The 18,143-nt window shown below is 45.6% G+C and carries 15 protein-coding genes; all 15 read left to right on the plus strand.

Features of this window, described 5'->3' with window-relative positions; translation table 11 throughout:
• Positions 1-14: 14 nt before the first annotated feature.
• The 15 genes from ARA78_RS06710 (at position 15) to ARA78_RS06780 (ending at position 18,122) form a co-directional block, all read left to right on the plus strand.
• Complete coding sequence (locus ARA78_RS06710) at positions 15-1,082, plus strand: SufB/SufD family protein (protein WP_055280272.1); 1,068 nt, start codon at positions 15-17, stop codon at positions 1,080-1,082.
• Positions 1,063-2,280 (plus strand): aminotransferase class V-fold PLP-dependent enzyme, encoded by a 1,218-nt coding sequence (locus tag ARA78_RS06715; protein WP_055280273.1) that lies wholly within the window; start codon positions 1,063-1,065, stop codon positions 2,278-2,280. The genes ARA78_RS06710 and ARA78_RS06715 overlap by 20 nt, the downstream gene beginning before the upstream one ends.
• On the plus strand, positions 2,270-2,710 hold the full coding sequence (sufU, locus tag ARA78_RS06720) for a Fe-S cluster assembly sulfur transfer protein SufU (protein WP_004851759.1): 441 nt from the start codon (positions 2,270-2,272) through the stop codon (positions 2,708-2,710). Before ARA78_RS06715 ends, sufU begins: the two co-directional genes overlap by 11 nt.
• Before the next feature lie 297 nt (positions 2,711-3,007).
• Complete coding sequence (locus ARA78_RS06725; protein WP_055224539.1) at positions 3,008-4,042, plus strand: sensor histidine kinase; 1,035 nt, start codon at positions 3,008-3,010, stop codon at positions 4,040-4,042.
• Positions 4,032-4,760 (plus strand): response regulator transcription factor, encoded by a 729-nt coding sequence (locus tag ARA78_RS06730; protein WP_055145411.1) that lies wholly within the window; start codon positions 4,032-4,034, stop codon positions 4,758-4,760. Before ARA78_RS06725 ends, ARA78_RS06730 begins: the two co-directional genes overlap by 11 nt.
• 79 nt (positions 4,761-4,839) lie before the next feature.
• Positions 4,840-7,350: an Ig-like domain-containing protein gene (locus ARA78_RS06735; protein WP_055280274.1), complete on the plus strand. Its 2,511-nt coding sequence runs from the start codon at positions 4,840-4,842 to the stop codon at positions 7,348-7,350.
• 138 nt (positions 7,351-7,488) lie between these two features.
• Positions 7,489-9,972, plus strand: a complete 2,484-nt coding sequence (locus ARA78_RS06740) for an Ig-like domain-containing protein (protein WP_055280275.1) — start codon at positions 7,489-7,491, stop codon at positions 9,970-9,972.
• Between the two features lie 220 nt (positions 9,973-10,192).
• Positions 10,193-10,816: a GDSL-type esterase/lipase family protein gene (locus ARA78_RS06745; protein ID WP_055145420.1), complete on the plus strand. Its 624-nt coding sequence runs from the start codon at positions 10,193-10,195 to the stop codon at positions 10,814-10,816.
• 99 nt (positions 10,817-10,915) lie between these two features.
• Entirely contained in the window at positions 10,916-11,848 is a 933-nt protein-coding gene (gene cysK, locus ARA78_RS06750; protein ID WP_055145423.1) for a cysteine synthase A, read from the plus strand.
• A 108-nt stretch (positions 11,849-11,956) separates the two neighbouring features.
• Positions 11,957-12,967, plus strand: a complete 1,011-nt coding sequence (locus ARA78_RS06755; RefSeq protein ID WP_055280311.1) for a sulfate ABC transporter substrate-binding protein — start codon at positions 11,957-11,959, stop codon at positions 12,965-12,967.
• An 18-nt stretch (positions 12,968-12,985) separates the two neighbouring features.
• On the plus strand, positions 12,986-13,855 hold the full coding sequence (gene cysT / locus ARA78_RS06760; protein WP_055280276.1) for a sulfate ABC transporter permease subunit CysT: 870 nt from the start codon (positions 12,986-12,988) through the stop codon (positions 13,853-13,855).
• A gap of 61 nt (positions 13,856-13,916) precedes the next feature.
• Positions 13,917-14,789, plus strand: a complete 873-nt coding sequence (locus tag ARA78_RS06765) for a sulfate ABC transporter permease (RefSeq protein WP_015534720.1) — start codon at positions 13,917-13,919, stop codon at positions 14,787-14,789.
• Between the two features lie 172 nt (positions 14,790-14,961).
• Positions 14,962-16,023, plus strand: coding sequence for an ABC transporter ATP-binding protein (locus tag ARA78_RS06770; protein ID WP_004851740.1), 1,062 nt, complete (start codon positions 14,962-14,964; stop codon positions 16,021-16,023).
• A gap of 25 nt (positions 16,024-16,048) precedes the next feature.
• Positions 16,049-17,827, plus strand: coding sequence for an adenylyl-sulfate reductase subunit alpha (locus ARA78_RS06775; RefSeq protein WP_055280277.1), 1,779 nt, complete (start codon positions 16,049-16,051; stop codon positions 17,825-17,827).
• Positions 17,808-18,122, plus strand: a complete 315-nt coding sequence (locus ARA78_RS06780) for a 4Fe-4S dicluster domain-containing protein (protein ID WP_004851736.1) — start codon at positions 17,808-17,810, stop codon at positions 18,120-18,122. The genes ARA78_RS06775 and ARA78_RS06780 overlap by 20 nt, the downstream gene beginning before the upstream one ends.
• The last annotated feature ends 21 nt before the right edge of the window (positions 18,123-18,143 follow it).

The raw sequence follows: 18,143 nt of genomic DNA on the forward strand, positions 1-18,143 counted from the left end.
GGAGGTGCGGTGACATGGAGAACAATAACGAGATGAAGATCAACAAGCTCCCGGCAAAGACATGGTACTGGCTTCGCATGAATGACACAGCACTTAACTGGAATCCGGACATGGCGGGATGCAGTGTGAAGATAGATGGCGGCAAGGAAGCTGATAAGCAGGCTTCTGATTTCGATGGAATAGAGACTGGTGCAGGAAGAGATGCGGACGTACTCTTCGCACAGCAGGCAGCAGGAAGTGTACTCGTTGCGGACGAGACCAATAAAGGTCAGACAGTGCACGTGCTGATAAATGGAACCGGGGCAAATGGCAGCAGCGGTTATGCTTACGTGCAGGCAGATGCAGGTTCAGACATGACAGTCATAGAGACATTTGGCGAGAATGCGGAGGGCGGCAGCCTGGCATTCCGTACGCGTTTTAATATAGAGAAGGACGCACACATACGTCTTGTACAGATATTTATGCAGGATGAGAACACGACCATACTCAACGACGTGGGAAGTGAGTGTGCGGAGAATGGCCAGCTAGATGTGCTTCAGATATTTATCGGCAAGGGCAATCTGTACAACGGCGTGAGAACTGAGCTCATTGGTAAGCGTGCTTCAACCAACATGGATATAGGTTATCTGGGACAGAAAAAACAGGTGATAGATATAAATCTTGTCGTGAACCATATAGGCAAGAAGACCAATTGCAACATACAGGTGGATGGAACACTTAAGGATGCTGCGGAGAAGATATTCAGAGGTTCGATAGATTTCAAGACAGGTTCATCGGATTCGAAGGGCGCTGAGACTGAGAATGTACTGCTGCTCGGCGATGATGTGGTGAACAAGACTATACCGCTTATCCTCTGTGCAGAGGAAAATGTGGAGGGATCACATGGAGCGACCATCGGTGAGCTTGACGAGGATACTTTATTTTACTTCGCGTCAAGGGGAATCGATATGGAGACAGCCGAGGACATGATGACCAAGGGCAAGATGGAAGTCCTCTACCGCAAGATCCAGGACGAGGACACAGAGAAGCTGGTGGAGAAGCAGCTTGCGGAGGTAATGGAATATGACAGACAGGAATTATAGAGAGGATTTTCCTCTGTTGAGAAACAATGACACAGCTTATATAGACAATGCGGCCACAGCGCAGAAGCCACAGGTGGTCATAGACGCTGAGAGAGAGTTCTATGAGAAGAGCAATGCGAATCCACTCAGAGGATTCTATCCGCTCAGCCTTGAGGCGACAGAGAAGTATGAGAGTGCCAGAAAGGTAGTCAGGGACTTCATTCACGCTGACTCTGAGAAGGAGATAATCTTCACCAGGAATACCACAGAGAGCCTTAACCTTGTGGCATACAGCTACGCGCTGAATAATCTTAAGGCTGGTGACGAGATAGCAGTTACGATCATGGAGCACCACAGCAACATGCTTCCATGGCAGATGGCAGCCAGAGTCACAGGCGCAACTCTCAGATATCTCGACTGTGAGAAGGATGGAACGCTGACTGACGAGACCATCAATGCGGGAATCAACGAGCACACAAAGCTGCTTGCTGTCGGACATGTGTCAAATGTCCTCGGATGTGAGAATCCGGTCAGAAAGATGGCTGACAGAGCACACAGCTTTGGCGCGGTTGTCGTTGTCGATGGCGCACAGAGTACACCGCATATGGCTATAGATGTGCATGAGCTTGGCGCTGATTTCTTTGCATTCTCAGGCCACAAGCTGATGGGACCTATGGGAATAGGAGTGTTATACGGAAGACAGGAACTGCTTGACGCGATGCCTCCATTTATGTCAGGTGGAGAGATGATAGATTCGGTTTCAAGAGATGGTGCGGTATATGCGGAATTGCCTCACAAGTTTGAGGCTGGTACAGTCAATGCGGCAGGAGCTGCGGGACTTGCGGCTGCTATAGGCTACATCAAAGAGGTTGGATTTGACTATATAGAAAAGAGAGAGCTGGAGCTCACGACCCGTGCCATGGAGGGACTTGCAAAGCTTCCTCATGTGCATGTCATCGGTTCAGATAAGCCGGAGAACCACACCGGAATAGTGGCGTTCACCATAGACAATGTACATCCGCATGATGTCAGCGAGATCATGGCTGCGGATGGAATAGATGTGAGGGCTGGACATCACTGCGCACAGCCACTGCTTGTACACCTTGGCGTGTACAACACGACAAGGGCAAGTTTTATGTTCTACAATACAGATGAAGAGGTAGATGCATTTGTGGAGAGTGTCGCAAATGTGAGAAGGAGAATGGGATATGCAGAATAATATTCAAAACAGGAATTTTTATAATGAGATCCTTACAGAGCACAATATGAGACCTGAATTCAAATATGATCTTCCTGCAGCAAATGTTGTGCTGGAGGGTGTAAATCCCAACTGCGGTGATGACATCTGGCTTAAACTGAAGGTTGAGAACGGAGTCATCGAGGATGGATCATTCGTGGGAGACGGATGTGCTATATCCCAGGCGTCGGCAGATATAATGCTTGGAATGATCATAGGAAAGACCAAGGAGGAGGCCTTGAAGCTTGGGCAGCTCTTTCTGAAGATGATACAGGGAGAGGCTACAGACGAGGAGATAGACCAGCTTGAGGAGGCATCAGCGCTCAAGGATATAGCGCACATGCCGGCCAGAGTAAAGTGTGCGGTCCTCGGATGGCACACCCTTGAAGAAGCGTTAAAGAATATATCATAAGGGTGGATTCCTTATGATAATGCGGGCGCTGCGCGAAGCGCATCGGAATGCGCCTGCTCCACATATCGTAGATATTCTTTATCTGCATCTTAACTATAGGCATGATATACTTCACTTGAATGTGTGAAAGCGGGCGCCGCTGGTAAGATCTATGTCGTTTGTGACATGAGGTGTACTGGTGGCGCTTTCTTTAGAATAATCCAAAAGGGATTGATACATATGAAAAAAATAAATATACAAAAAAGCAAAAAAAATAAGGGGTGTAAATGTAAGGACATTATAAAAAATGCGCTGTTGATGCTGGTGATGATAGCCATAGGGGTTGGATTGTGTCTGATAATAAAGACAACATTTACTACAGACATATTGATACCGGCCGTCATGGTGTTTTCGGTATTTTTGATATCGGTGTTCACTGACGGATATGTGTATGGAATACTGGCATCTGTAGTCAGCGTGATAATAGTGAATTTTGCATTTACATTTCCGTATTTCAAGATAGATTTCCTGATACCTGAAAATATCACATCGGCGATAATCATGATAGCCATAGCGTTTATCACCTGTGGTTTTACAAGTAAGATAAAGCATCAGGAAATGCTCAAGAAAGAAAGTGAGATGGAGAAAATGAGGGCGAACCTGCTGCGTGCAGTGTCGCATGATTTTCGAACTCCGCTTACCACCATTTACGGGGCCAGCTCGGCACTTATAGAGAGTGGCAGCGAATTTACGGATGAGCAGAAGGAGAAGATGCTCAGGGGAATACAACAGGATTCCCAGTGGCTTTATCGTATGGTTGAGAATCTGCTGTCCGTAACGAGGCTGGACGGAGACATTAATCTCATAAAGACCCCGATAGCCCTGGATGAGCTGATAGATTCGGTGCTTATCAAATTTGCAAAGAGATATCCTGATCAGGAGGTAGAAGTCGATCTGCCCGATGAGCTGGTCATCATACCAATGGATGCAATTCTCATAGAGCAGGTTATCATCAATATCCTTGAGAATGCAGTACAGCATGCAGAGGGAATGAAGAATCTGGCATTGAATGTGAAATGCGATGGCGACAGGGTTGTGTTTGAGGTACAGGATGATGGCGATGGAATACCGGAGGATAGGTTGAAACACCTGTTTGATGGAAGCCTTCTGGGGGACAGCTCTGATGAGGTGTCCGCGGACTGCAGGCCGAGAAGAAATGCCGGAATAGGTCTGTCGGTATGTGCGACCATCATAAAAGCACATGGAGGAGATATAAGTGCATACAATTCCGCGGAAGGTGGTGCAGTATTCAGGTTTACACTGAAGATAGAGGAGGTTACGGATGAGCAATAACAAATACAAAGTCTTGATAATAGAAGATGAACAAAATATCAACAATCTGCTGGATACCCTGATGCAGGCAAATGGCTATCAGACGATCATAGCCACATCCTGCGGGAGTGGACTTATGATGTATGCGTCTCATAGGCCTGACATAGTTATACTTGATCTCGGACTCCCGGATAAGGATGGTATATCGTTCCTCACAGAGATAAGAAAGACGGATTTCACGCCGGTCATAGTTCTCTCGGCGAGATCTGATGAGAAGGATAAGGTGGAGGCTCTCAATCTGGGTGCAAATGATTATGTTACAAAACCATTTGGTTCGGAGGAGCTGGTTGCCAGGGTCAGATCTGCACTCCGCACAGTGCTTTACCAGGCACATGACAGTGAACTGCCGACAGGGAAATTCCAGACTGGGGATTTGCTCATAGACTATGAGGCCAGACGAGTGTTCATAGGGGATGAGGAGATCAAGCTGACTCAGACTGAGTACAACATAGTCGATCTTCTGTCCAGACATCCGGGCAAGATGCTTACATACAGTTTTATAGTCAAGGAGGTCTGGGGCTACAATGACATGGGAAGCACCAAGAGACTTCAGGTCAATATGGCGAATATAAGAAAGAAGTTCGGAGTGAAGCCGGGCAAGAAGAGTTTTATCATCAATGAGCTGGGCGTGGGATACAGGATGTGTGATGACAGCGAAAAACTCATTGATAGTATTTGATGGTAGATTAATAAAATAAAGTCCGCTATACTGATTTTATGAAGTATAGCGGATTTTTTATTAAATCAGGAGGAGTGTTATGAAAGGGTACAGAAAAATCATGAAGGCTGTGGCGGTCATTCTTGCATTTGCACTGATATTTTCAGGTATGAATGTTCCGGGAACTGCGCTGGCAGCTACAACGGCGGCTACGGCAAAAAACACGGTTGTAAAGAGCATCACTGTGAGCAATCTGCCAGCCGGCACACTTACGCTCAAGGCGGGAAAGTCATTTGCTCTTAAGACAAATGTGGCGGCGAAAGAGCTGAAATTCGTAACCAGCAACAGAAGGATAGCAACCGTGACAACTGCGGGAGTGATCAAAGCAGGAAATGTAAAAAATGGGACAGCTAAGATTACAATGTCGCTGAAGGCTGATCCTAAGGTAAAGAAGGTTATTACGGTAACTGCAGGACAGCCTGTCACGATTGTAAAGCTTACTAAAAGCAAGCTGACGCTGGTAAAAGGAAAAAGTGCTGTGGTAAAGGCTTCTGTTGGAACAAGCAAGGCAAGCAATAAGAAGGTCGTATGGAAGAGCAGCAATATAAAGGTTGCTAAGGTTAATTCCAGAGGACGGATAACAGCAGCCGGAGGTGGTTCAGCAGTCATCACAGCAGTAGCTGCAGATGGTTCCGGCAAGAAGGCAAGTTGTAAGGTATCAGTCAAGGCGTATGTAACTTCTATAAAGTTCAAAAAGGGCAGCGGTAAGATGTATGTGGGAAAAACAGAACAGTTAAACCCAGTCATTGCACCGGCAGATGCAACAAACAAAAAGTGTACCTGGAAGTCTTCGAATGATAAGGTCGCTATGGTAAGTTCATTCGGACTCGTTGTGGCTGTTGGCGCTGGAACCACAGTGATTACAGCAACAACTACAGACGGAACAAAAAAGACAGTAAAATATAAGCTGACAGTTCTAAATGCTGTGAAGATTGCTTCGGCGCAGGTGGATAACAGGCAGACAATAAATGTTACATTGTCATCTGCACAGAAGCTGACAGCATCAAATTTTGCTGTTAAAGTAAAGACCACATTAAATGGCGGCATATACAACAAGAGCATTCCGATTGAAAGTGTGTCTACAGGAGACAATAAAAAATACACGATCAGGTTAAACAAGGAGAACAGGCTTTCATCTTCGGACAGAATATGTGTGTACGTAAGTGGACTTACAGGAACAGGAACCGGTAAGGTGGAGACATATTATTCTGACGGAAAGTATAATAAGACATATTATGAAGCCAGAGCAATTGAGCAGAATGCGAATGTGAATACAGACGTTAATTTATCTGGCAGTGGCTACCTCAAGGTTTCTGTAAAGGACGTTCCGGCTGGAATGAGGTATACAATAGGTGGAATGCGTTCCAACTGTATTACTTTCACAGGGAAAATAACCAAGTCTGGCACATCAGTCACGACAATTACAGCAGTTGATGAGTATGGTAATACAATGACAACTATCGTAACATGGTGTGTATACAACAGCTCCGTGATATCAGCTTATTACAGCCCAAGGTATTATCGCACTCGTGGTGAAAGTGGAGCGGCTGTGCATGTAGCTGCTGATATAAATTCTGTAGCTGGTGGCTCAGGAAATTATATCTATGATATAGTTGGCAATACTTATGGTCTTGATATTTATAGTAATGGTAAATTGGAGGGTTACATCAATAAGGCTGGTACTTATAATATAAAAGTCAGGATAACGGATTCCGATAATGCCGGAGTCAGCACAACTGTAGACTGTGTGATAAATGTTGCACAGGGAATTACAGTATCGGGATATATCAGGGATGTGGCAGGAGAAGTATTGTCAAATGCATATATTATATTTACGAATAGGGACAAATCCACAGAGTATACATATTACTGTTATTCTGATGTAAAAAGAGATGGATCGTATTCTGTAGATATTGTTCCTGGGACATATGATATAGCTATATATTCGGGTTCGGACACAACATACATATATTCACAGCGGTTTACCGGAAACATTTCGGGAAGAAATTATTCGTCGGATGTAAAAAAGATATCCGTTAGATCAAAGGATAACGGATATAATATAGAGAATATCGGCACATGGTATGACGAGGATGGCAACAGCGTTGGAGCTGGTGCATACGTTTATCTGGCGCCTGGTACTTACAGACTTACAGGTCGCGGGGTTGCTTTAGCCGGAACTATAACCGCAACGATAAACAGCAAGACTTCATATGTTGTAGCAGATATTAAGACAGACTATGAGGAGATTGGTGATAGAACCTCTATAAATGCATCAGTGGGAACATACTATAGATTTGTTCCAAAGATGACGGCAGCATACTATATCTATTCAAGCTCTGGATCGAGTAATAATCCATATGGACATCTTTATGATGCAGATGGAGAAGTGCTTACAATTAATGATGATGACAAGCAGGAGCATATCAGCACAGGAAATGACCACGATTTCTATATGTCATATAATTGTGAAGCAGGAAAAGTCTACTATATTAATGTTACACGAAACAGCAGTATGGTATATATAACCACAGAGTATCCTGGAAATTAAGTGGATACCCGTACGTCTTTTTATGTGGATATGAATAATGCTCAATAGCATGTGCGAGATTGACAAGCATAGTATATAATTTTTAATATATGATATGGTGTAATAAAAGGGAATGTTACATAAAAAAGGAGGAAATTTATGAAAAAAGGGAACAGGTTTATGGCTCTCGTTGCGCTGATCCTTGTGTTTGCGCTGACATTTACAGGTGTCAGCATTCCGGCAAAAGCAGCGACCACAACAACCATCAGTAGTATTACGGTGAAAAATCTTCCAAGTAATACACTAACACTCAAGGCAGGGAAAACATTTACTCTGAGGACAAATACGACTTCAGGCAATCTGAAATTCTCAACAAGCAATAAAAAGATCGTGACAGTATCTTCTGCAGGCAAGATAAAAGCAGTGAAAAAGGGTAGTGCAAATATCACGATCTCTCTCAAGTCAAATGCGAAGATCAAGAAGGTGGTGAAGGTCACAGTCGGACAGCCGGCCACAAGAGTCAAGGTGAACAAATCTGCGCTGACGATCAAGAAGGGCAGGTCGGCAGTGATAAAGGCGACAGTAGGTCCTAACACAACCAGCAATAAGAAGGTTATCTGGAAAAGCAGCAATTCCAAGATCGCAAAGGTAAGCGTATCAGGCAGGGTCACAGCAGTAAGAGGCGGTAGAGCGACGATCACAGCGATTGCTGCTGATGGTTCAGGAAAGAAAGCGATCTGCAGGGTGACTGTAAGGGCCTCAGTATCATCGATAAGTTTCAGCAAAACAAATGGAAAGATGTATGTTGGCAGAACGATGCAGCTAAGCCCGGTGATAAAGCCGGCAGATGCAACAAATAAAAAATGTGCATGGAGTTCTTCAAATGATAAGGTAGCAGTGGTAAATTCTGCAGGAAATGTATATGCAGCTGCTACAGGAACAGCGGTGATAACAGCGAAGGCTACAGATGGCACCGGCAAGAAGGCTTCGTACAAAATAACGGTCGAAAAACCAGTCACAATTGTATCGGCAATGATGAGTAACCCTCGTACAGTTAAACTTACGCTGTCATCTGAACAGAAACTGACGTCCTCAAGTTTTTCAATCAAGGCGAGTACAGTGATGAATGGTAATTATAATTACAATATTCCATTTGACAGTGTTACAACAAAAGACAATAAGAACTATACGATTGCACTGAGAAGAGGCTATACATTGTCAAGAAAGGCAAGAATCTGCATATATATAAAGGGACTTACGGGTACAGGTAATTCTAAAATTGAGACATATTATTCTGGAGACGTGAATAATAGAACGATTTATGTATCCTATAAGTGTGAGCAGAATGTTGGTATGAATAAGACTCTGGATGTAAATAGCATTGAAGGTTATAAGGGCATATGTGTGATCAATGTAGTGGGCCTCCCTGCCGGCGTGAAATACAAGGTGGATCCAGGAGATGCCAATAAGGTTTATTTCAGTGGAAAACCGACTAAGGCGGGAACGACTGTGACAACTGTTAAAGCAGTCGATGAACTGGGAAATGTGGACACTTATGAAATTTCATGGAATATATACAGCCAGACAACGATTGCAGGAAATTATGAACCAGTATTTAAAATTATGGGACGTAACAGCCATATCTGTAGGATCAACAATAGTATTGCAGCTGTGGCTGGCGGTTCCGGAAGTTATACATACAGTTTTGTCGGAGAAAGTTATAATCTCAGCATTGATTCAAAAGGAAAAATAACCGGTAAATTAGAAGAAGAAGGTACATATAATCTCAAAGTAAAAATAACAGATGCCAACAACGAAAAAATAAGTACCATAGTTGGTTGTGTGATAAAAACTATACTTGGATCAACTCTTATGGGGTATGTCAGAGATAAAAATGGCAATATACTGGATGGGGCAAGTGTTATTATCATAAACAAAGATAATTCAGTCCAATACGAACTTAACAGTGAATTTGCTACAGTAGATCGTAATGGACAATATTATATGTCAATTATTCCTGGAACATATGATGTGAAAATTAAAATTGGGGACGATGTGACTTATATCGGCAATCGTACATTTGGCGTTGGGGAGAATAAAGTGGATCTTGCGGCGGATGTAACAAAGATTGCGGTCAAATCTAACAATGAAAAGTGCACGGTTGACGATCTGGGCAGATGGACAGATGAATATGGTAGAATATGTGGCTGGAACGGATATGTGTATCTTGTTCCTGGAACATATGAGCTGACAGCGGAAGGTTCAGGTAAGCGTGGTGTGATATCAGCAAAAGTGACCAGTAAGACGACCACGTTAACTGCGGATGTGAATGAATTTGCTATTGACTTTGGCAATTTTAACGATGTATATGCAGAAGTTGGAATGTATTACAGGTATGTGCCAAAGAAAACAGGAACATATTATTTTTATTCTGTTTCATACGGTGATCCAAAGGGATACTTATATGATGAGAACAAAAATCTGCTCATGGAAGTGGACGATGCAGAGCATAGCAAGACAACAAATAAAAAAGATTTTTACATGAGCTATAACTGTGAAGCTGGAAAGTCATATTACATAAAAGTAAGCGGTAGTTCGGTTGATGTGTATGTAAGAGATTGTGATCCTAATGCAGAGGATTAACGGCTGGATATGTGCTTTATAAAGGAGTGGAGATGATATTTTTTACATCTTCACTCTTTTTTTAAACAATAAAAGCACATAATCCCTATTGACATAGTAGGAAATAAGTTGTATACTCCAACATGTTGACAGATAATTACTACATATCAGATAGGATATATGTGGATTGACAATGAGATCCATTGGACAGAACGAGGTTCAATAGACGGGAGGTGGACAGATGCAACAGGTGTTGTGCTTTGGAGATTCCAATACATGGGGATACAATCCTGAGAATGGTGAGAGATTTCCCTGGGGGATCAGATGGACCAGTATATTGCAGCAGAAGCTGGCAAATAAAGATATAAGGATCATAGAGGAAGGTCTCTGTGGAAGAACAACAGTGTTCGAGGATCCACTGAGACAGGGAAGAAAGGGCGTGTCGCTGTTCCCTACTCTGCTGGAGACACACAAACCGGAGAATATAGTGATCATGCTTGGAACAAATGACTGTAAAACAGTGTTCTCGGCATCGCCGGATGTGATAGGCAAGGGAATACGGAGACTGCTCATTCAGGCAAAACAGTATTCAGCGGACAGCAGGATACTTCTCGTATCGCCGATACATTTGGGCGAGCAGGTGTGGAAGGATGAATTTGATCCTGAGTTCTCACCGGAATCCGTTGAGGTGTCAAGAAAACTCACAGATGTGTACAGGAAGATAGCCGATGAGTTTGGTGTGGAATTCCTGGCGGCATCATCCGTGGCGGACAGCAGCGAGGCAGATCAGGAACACATGAATCCTGAGGGCCATGCAGCACTGGCAGGAGCAATAGAGGAAAAGATTTATCAGATGGCCTGTTAAGAATTATATAGAAAATAATGTACAGTATATAAAGATAGTAAAGAATCAAGAAAGAACATAGAGACTTGAAAAAAGTAAAAAAAGAAAGGAAACAAAATCATGGCAAAGATAGCATCACAGTTAACAGAACTTATAGGAAACACTCCACTTCTGGAGCTCACAAATTATGAGAAGGAGCTTGGACTCAAGGCACACATCGTTGCAAAGCTTGAGTATTTCAACCCGCTTGGCTCAGTGAAGGATCGTGTGGCAGCAGCCATGATCGAGCAGGGAATAAAGGATGGCCTCATCAATCAGGAGACAGTCATCATCGAGCCTACATCAGGCAATACAGGAATCGGACTTGCATTTGTATCAGCGGCAAAGGGCCTTCACCTGATACTTACAATGCCGGATACCATGAGTGTTGAGCGTAGAAAGATTGTTTCAGCTCTCGGTGCTGAGATCGTATTAACACCTGGAAGAGAAGGAATGAAGGGAGCCATCGCCAAGGCAAATGAGCTCAAGGAGCAGTATGGAAATGCATTCATCCCACAGCAGTTTGAGAACAAGGCAAATCCTGCTATCCACAAGAAGACAACAGCAGAGGAGATCTGGAGAGATACAGACGGAAAGGTTGATGCATTTGTATCAGCAGTAGGAACAGGCGGAACAGCCACAGGAACAGGAAGCGGACTTAAGGAGCACAACCCGAATGTCAAGCTGATAGCAGTTGAGCCTGCTGATTCACCTGTTCTCTCAGGCGGTGCACCTGGCCCACACAAGATTCAGGGAATCGGAGCAGGATTCGTACCTGGCGTTATGGATCTGAGCATCGTGGATGAGATCATCAGGATCCAGAACGATGATGCATTTGACACGGCGAGAAAAATAGCAAAGACAGATGGTGTATTGGTTGGAATATCCGCAGGTGCGGCACTCTATGCGGCAACTGAGCTTGCAAAGAGACCTGAGTACGAGGGCAAGACCATCGTGGTTCTCTTCCCGGATACAGGAGAGAGATACCTCTCAACATCACTGTTTAACCTGTAGACCGCAATAATTGCCTAGAGGTTGTGAACTGTATAGCAGAAGTTAATATCGTTGCAGCAATTATTGCTCATTGGATGAATTGACCTATTTATGAGAAAGAGAAAAGATATGAGACTTGGAAAAAGAGTATTGCTTCTGTCCATGGCGGCGGTGCTGGCGATAGGTGCTGCCGGCTGTGGCGGGAAGAAGGACGATGTTATTACAATTACAAATGTTTCGTATGACCCAACGAGGGAGCTGTATGAGCGATACAATGACATGTTTGAACAGTATTACAAAGAGCAGTACGGACAGGACATCAAGGTCATCCAGTCTCATGGAGGCTCCGGTTCACAGGCCAGATCGGTTGTGGAGGGCTGTAATGCGGATGTTGTCACACTGGCACTTGAGCATGACATTGACCTCATATCGGCAAATGGTCTGATAGATAAGGGCTGGATAGATGAATTTGACAAGGATTCAGCACCCTACACATCCACTATCGTGTTCCTGGTGAGAAAGGGAAATGCTAAGGATATAAAGGACTGGAACGATCTGGTGAAGGACGATGTGGAAGTCATAACACCTGATCCGAAGAGTAGCGGCGGAGCCTGTTGGAATTTCCTTGCGGCTCTTGCCTATGCCAGAACTACATACAGCGATGAAGCTGATATATGGCAGTTTATGAAGAAGCTTTATCAGAATGTGTCGGTCATGGATTCGGGAGCCAGAGGTTCGACGACCACATTTGTGGAGAATGGCAAGGGTGATGTACTGATTGCCTGGGAGAATGAGGCGATAGCAACCCTGAGGGAATACCCGGAGGATTACGAGATAGTTAATCCGTCGGTGAGTATACTGGCTCAGCCGAGTGTGGCGGTTGTCGATGACAACGCAAAGCACAATGGAACAGAGTCGGTCAGCACAGAGTATCTGAAGTACCTGTACAGCGATGACGCTCAGAGACTTGAGGCTGAGAGCGGCTATCGCCCGACAAATGAGAAGATACTTGCAGAGTATGCAGACGTATTTGATCTGGACATCAAGCAGTGGACCATAGATGATTTCGGAGGCTGGGACAAAGCCTATGAGGATTTCTTCGATGACGGTGCAAAGTTTGACGAGATATATGATTATTAAAATGGATTGGAAGACGAGATGGCAGCAGAGGAAAATGGCAAGAAGGATAAACTTAATAACGCAAAGAAGACCAGAGTTATCCCGGGATATCATCTGACGCTTGGAATAGTCATTGCAATGCTGTCGCTGATAGTTCTGATCCCGCTGGCATCGGTGCTGGTGTCATCGCTGAAGCTCTCACCGGGTGAATTTTGGCATCTGCTTCTGAAGAAGAATGTGCTGAATGCATTTAAGACCAGCATCGGCTGTTCGTTCATAGCGGCGATAGTTAACACGGTGTTTGGTCTGATAATAGCGTGGACACTGGTCAAATACGATTTTCCCGGCAAGAAGATACTGGACGGATTCATAGAGCTTCCATTCTGTCTGCCAACGGCGGTTGCCGGTATCACACTGTCGAGACTTTACAGTGAGGATGGATTTCTTGGAAAAACGCTCAAGGCTCTTGGAATAGACGTTGCATACACGAAGATAGGACTTACCATTGCCCTCGTATTCGTTGGAATACCATTTGTCATAAGGGCGGTGCAGCCGATACTTGAGAAGATGGACAATCAGTACGAGGAGGCGGCCTACATGCTGGGAGCCACACCGAGAAGAACATTCTTCAAGGTTATTCTTCCGGAGCTCAGGCCGGCGCTGCTTACAGGATTTGGATTGGCATTTGCCAGAGGGATCGGAGAGTATGGCAGTGTCATCTACATATCGGGCAACAGTGCAAAGGAGCAGACGCAGGTCATATCATACGTGATCATGCAGAAGCTCAGCTACATAGACTATGCCAGCGCAACAGCGATAGCACTGGTGATGCTGGTCATATCATTTGTATTGTTATTTGCGATCAACATAGTACAGCTGAAGCAGTCGAGAAGGACAAACCTACTATAAACCTATAATAAGTTACGACAATCATTGATGCGCAAATGCACAAACGAAAGGAGGATCCACGATGAGCGAACAGGAAAAGCTGCAGCGCGGCAAGCGCAGGACAAAGATAATACTGATAACCGTGACGGTGCTTTTCATAGTGCTCATGCTTGTTGTTCCACTTATATCGGTGATAACAAGTGCGCTGAAGGAGGGCTTTAAGTTCTACCTGCAGTCCATCACGACAGAGTACGTGATAAGTGCACTTGGTGTCACACTTATTGCCACAGTCATAGCTGTGATGGTAAACACATTTTTCGGAATATGTGCGGCATGGCTGCTGACGAAGTTCTCCTTCAAAGGCAAGCAGGTGCTGGCGACACTGATAGACATTCCGTTTTCCATATCACCTGTCATCGTAGGTCTTGCCTACCTCATGACATTTGGAAGACTCGGATGGACGTATCCGGCGATCAGATGGATCAATGATATGCTGGGAACAAATATCAGGATAACTTTTGCAGTTCCGGGCGTTGTGCTTGCTACCATATTCGTGACATTCCCATTTGTGTCAAGGGAGCTTATCCCGGTGCTGAACGCCCAGGGCAAGGATGAGGAGGAGGCAGCGGCGCTCATGGGGGCGAAGGGCTTCACGATATTCAGAAGGATAACACTTCCCCAGATGAAATGGGGACTCATATACGGAATCATTCTCTGTACCGCCAGAGCACTCGGCGAGTTCGGTGCGGTAAATGCACTGTCCAAGACAAGGGGCGGGACATTTACACTTCCACTTGAGATCGATGCGCTGTACATGTCGGGAACGGAGGAATCCATCACAGCGGCATTTGCTGTATCGTCCATACTGGTGATCATAGCGGTCATCATATTGTTCCTGAGAAATCTGCTTGAGTACAGAGCGAAGAGGAAACGCGCTTATGAACGAAGTTCATAACTCTCATGCGCGTGACGACCTGCCGCTGAGCGGAGGCGAGGGGGCGATACCCGAAAAAGGGTGATATCCGATAAGGGCGAAGTGAGATAGTCTGCATATGGGATGGCTTGCAGGAGTTTCGAAAGATAGATCAGGTGCGGAAGAATAAGAGAACAAAAAGGAGGCTGACGACATGTACGTCGAGATGAAAAATATATATAAGAAATATGGAGATTTCCTGGCGTCCAACAATGTCAGCTTTGGTGTGGAGAAGGGCAAGCTGGTGGCGCTTCTGGGACCGTCGGGAAGCGGAAAGACGACACTTCTCCGAATGATAGCCGGACTTGAAAATCCAAATTCCGGTGACATATACATAGACGGCAGGCGTGTAAATGATATACCAGCTGCGAAGAGAGGAATAGGATTTGTATTCCAGAATTATGCACTGTTCCGTTACATGACGGTATTTGACAATGTGGCATTCGGACTTGAACTCATGAAGGTTCCAAAGAAGGAGATCAAGAAGAGAGTTATGGAGCTTCTGGAGCTTACAGGGCTGTCAGGTATGGAGAAGAGATATCCGAATCAGCTCTCAGGCGGACAACGGCAGAGAGTGGCATTTGCCAGGGCGCTGGCACCGAATCCACAGGTGTTGCTGCTGGACGAGCCATTTGCCGCGATAGATGCAAAGGTCAGGACGGAGCTTAGAACCTGGCTCAAGGAGATGGTTGAAAAGCTTGGCATAACGAGCATATTTGTCACTCACGATCAGGATGAGGCTGTGGAGGTTGCGGATGAGATCATCATCACCAATCACGGACAGATAGAGCAGATGGGATCGCCGATGGAGATATACAAGACGCCGTCCACACCGTTTGTGGCACAGTTCATCGGAAGGTCAACTGTTGTGGAGGACTACGAGAAGCTCAAGGGTTTTGACAGGGTGCCGGGGGCGGACAGAGCGGTCATCAGACCGGAGTTCGTCAAGATATCCAAGAGCGGCAGGCTGGATCAGTACCAGAGTGCGGCGGAGTCGGGGATAGTCAAGGATGTGCTGTTCCGCGGAAGCCATCTGGACGTCACGGTGGATGTCAACGGAGTGGAGATCGTCGCCGAGAGATCCATGGAGAAGGATGTCGTAAAGCCGGGGGAGCAGGTCCACGTTCTCATCTACAGGCTGTATGTATTTGATGAGAATCAGACATATCTGCTGGAGAACAAGGCAATGCAGGATAACGATGTATTCTACATCTAATTATAAAAGTGATTGGAGAGAAAATATGGGTATTGCAAACAGGAAAATACTTCATACGGACATTTTGATAATCGGTGGTGGTACGGCTGGCTGCTATGCAGCGCTGACCGTCAGAGAACATTCTGATTATTCCATCATCATCGCCGAGAAGGCGAACATAAAGAGAAGTGGATGTCTGGCGGCGGGTGTGAACGCCATCAACGCATACATAGTGAAGGGCAGAAAGCCTGAGGACTATGTGGATTACTGTAGGACTGATGCTGACGGGATCGTGAGAGAAGATCTTCTGCTTTCGATGTCACAGGGGCTGAACCGTGTCACAGACAAGATGGAGAAGCTGGGACTGGTCATCCTCAAGGACGAGAACGGTGAGTATGTTGCAAGAGGCAACAGAAATATTAAGATAAATGGTGAGAATATGAAGTCGCTGCTTGCAAAGGCAGTGGAGGAGCTTGACAACTGTCAGATACTGAACAGAGTCAACATCACGGATTATATAGTTGAAAATAATCAGATCCTCGGGGCATTTGGATTCTCCATAGAGGATAATACAGCCTACGAGATCAGAGCAAAGAAAGTGCTCTGTGCTACGGGCGGTGCGGCGGGACTTTACAGACCGAACAACCCGGGATTTTCAAGACATAAGATGTGGTACCCGCCGTTCAACACCGGAGCGGGATACGCAATGGGAATAAATGCCGGAGCGGAGATGACCACATTTGAGATGAGATTTATAGCACTCAGATGTAAGGACACCATAGCCCCAACTGGAACTATAGCCCAGGGTGTCGGTGCCAAGCAGGTCAATTCACTCGGCGAGATATACGAGAACAAATACGGACTCACCACATCCCAGAGAGTGTACGGAACGGTGAGAGAGAATATAGAAGGCAGAGGTCCATGCTATCTGAGAACCGAGGGCATCACCCCAGAGCAGGATGACTCACTGAAGAGGGCATACCTCAACATGGCTCCGAGCCAGACTCTCAAATGGCTTGAGTCCGGCAAGAATCCGAGTGAGCAGAATGTGGAGATAGAGGGCACAGAGCCTTATATAGTCGGCGGCCACACGGCGAGCGGTTACTGGGTGGACAACGACAGAGAGTCCACAATACGCGGACTGTTCGCAGCCGGAGATGTGGCGGGCGGATGTCCACAGAAGTATGTGACCGGTGCGATGGTTGAGGGAGAGATAGCGGCCATTGCCATGGTAAAGCAGCTTGACGAGGGATACCTTGATCCTGAGCTTGACGAGGAGGCTGCATTTGACAGAAAGATAGAAGAGTATGACCATTTCCTCGACACTGACGAGAAGATGTTCACATACGAGGCGATAGAGGAGGCCATGCAGAAGGTCATGGACAACTACGCCGGAGGAATATCTACCCATTACCAGTTCAACGAGAAACAGCTTGAGCTGGCAAAGGAGAAGATAGAGCAGCTCCAGAAACTTGTATGGCACATAAGTGCCCACGACATGCACGAGCTCATGTTTGTGTATGAGGTGAAGGAGAGACTCACAGTTGCACTCTCCGTAATCGCACACCTGAAGGACAGGAAGGAGACGAGATGGCACAGCTTTGCTGAGAATCTGGACTACCCGGAGAAGAGCAAAGACTGGGAGATATTTGTCAATTCAAAGATGGTGGACGGCGAGCTTAAGATGATACACAGAGAGCTGGTTAATTTGTGCCAGGTTCCCGCAGGAAATATGGCATGCAGCGTCAGCCCCTCGCCGGAGGCGACTTCAAATGGGCTGATGTTCCAAGGAAAGGGGGAAGCATATGAGCATAGTGATAAATAAAGAGCTTTGCAAAAACTGTGGCAAATGTGCAAATGTCTGCCCGGGTTCCCTCATAAAGAGAGATGAGGATGGACAGATATTCATGAAATACCCTAAGGATTGCTGGGGGTGCTCATCCTGTATCAAGGAGTGTGCATTTGACGCCATCTCATTATATCTCGGAGCTGACATCGGCGGAATGGGAAGCCAGATGTCGGTGGAGAACAAAGGAGATCTGCTTCTGTGGAATATCCGAAAGATGGATGGCACCACAGACCAGATAGTGATAGACAAGAAGGAAGCTAATAAATATTAAAAAGAAGAAAGGTTGGTATAG

The organism is Coprococcus eutactus (assembly GCF_001404675.1).
Classification (GTDB): Bacteria; Bacillota; Clostridia; order Lachnospirales; family Lachnospiraceae; genus Coprococcus; species Coprococcus aceti.

Excerpts from the sequence above, each read along its gene's own strand:
- ARA78_RS06710 (WP_055280272.1), top strand. The coding sequence starts at position 15 with ATGGAGAACAATAACGAGATGAAGATCAACAAGCTCCCGGCAAAGACA.
- ARA78_RS06715 (WP_055280273.1), top strand. The coding sequence starts at position 1,063 with ATGACAGACAGGAATTATAGAGAGGATTTTCCTCTGTTGAGAAACAAT.
- sufU (WP_004851759.1), top strand. The coding sequence starts at position 2,270 with ATGCAGAATAATATTCAAAACAGGAATTTTTATAATGAGATCCTTACA.
- ARA78_RS06725 (WP_055224539.1), top strand. The coding sequence starts at position 3,008 with ATGCTGGTGATGATAGCCATAGGGGTTGGATTGTGTCTGATAATAAAG.
- ARA78_RS06730 (WP_055145411.1), top strand. The coding sequence starts at position 4,032 with ATGAGCAATAACAAATACAAAGTCTTGATAATAGAAGATGAACAAAAT.
- ARA78_RS06735 (WP_055280274.1), top strand. The coding sequence starts at position 4,840 with ATGAAAGGGTACAGAAAAATCATGAAGGCTGTGGCGGTCATTCTTGCA.
- ARA78_RS06740 (WP_055280275.1), top strand. The coding sequence starts at position 7,489 with ATGAAAAAAGGGAACAGGTTTATGGCTCTCGTTGCGCTGATCCTTGTG.
- ARA78_RS06745 (WP_055145420.1), top strand. The coding sequence starts at position 10,193 with ATGCAACAGGTGTTGTGCTTTGGAGATTCCAATACATGGGGATACAAT.
- cysK (WP_055145423.1), top strand. The coding sequence starts at position 10,916 with ATGGCAAAGATAGCATCACAGTTAACAGAACTTATAGGAAACACTCCA.
- ARA78_RS06755 (WP_055280311.1), top strand. The coding sequence starts at position 11,957 with ATGAGACTTGGAAAAAGAGTATTGCTTCTGTCCATGGCGGCGGTGCTG.
- cysT (WP_055280276.1), top strand. The coding sequence starts at position 12,986 with ATGGCAGCAGAGGAAAATGGCAAGAAGGATAAACTTAATAACGCAAAG.
- ARA78_RS06765 (WP_015534720.1), top strand. The coding sequence starts at position 13,917 with ATGAGCGAACAGGAAAAGCTGCAGCGCGGCAAGCGCAGGACAAAGATA.
- ARA78_RS06770 (WP_004851740.1), top strand. The coding sequence starts at position 14,962 with ATGTACGTCGAGATGAAAAATATATATAAGAAATATGGAGATTTCCTG.
- ARA78_RS06775 (WP_055280277.1), top strand. The coding sequence starts at position 16,049 with ATGGGTATTGCAAACAGGAAAATACTTCATACGGACATTTTGATAATC.
- ARA78_RS06780 (WP_004851736.1), top strand. The coding sequence starts at position 17,808 with ATGAGCATAGTGATAAATAAAGAGCTTTGCAAAAACTGTGGCAAATGT.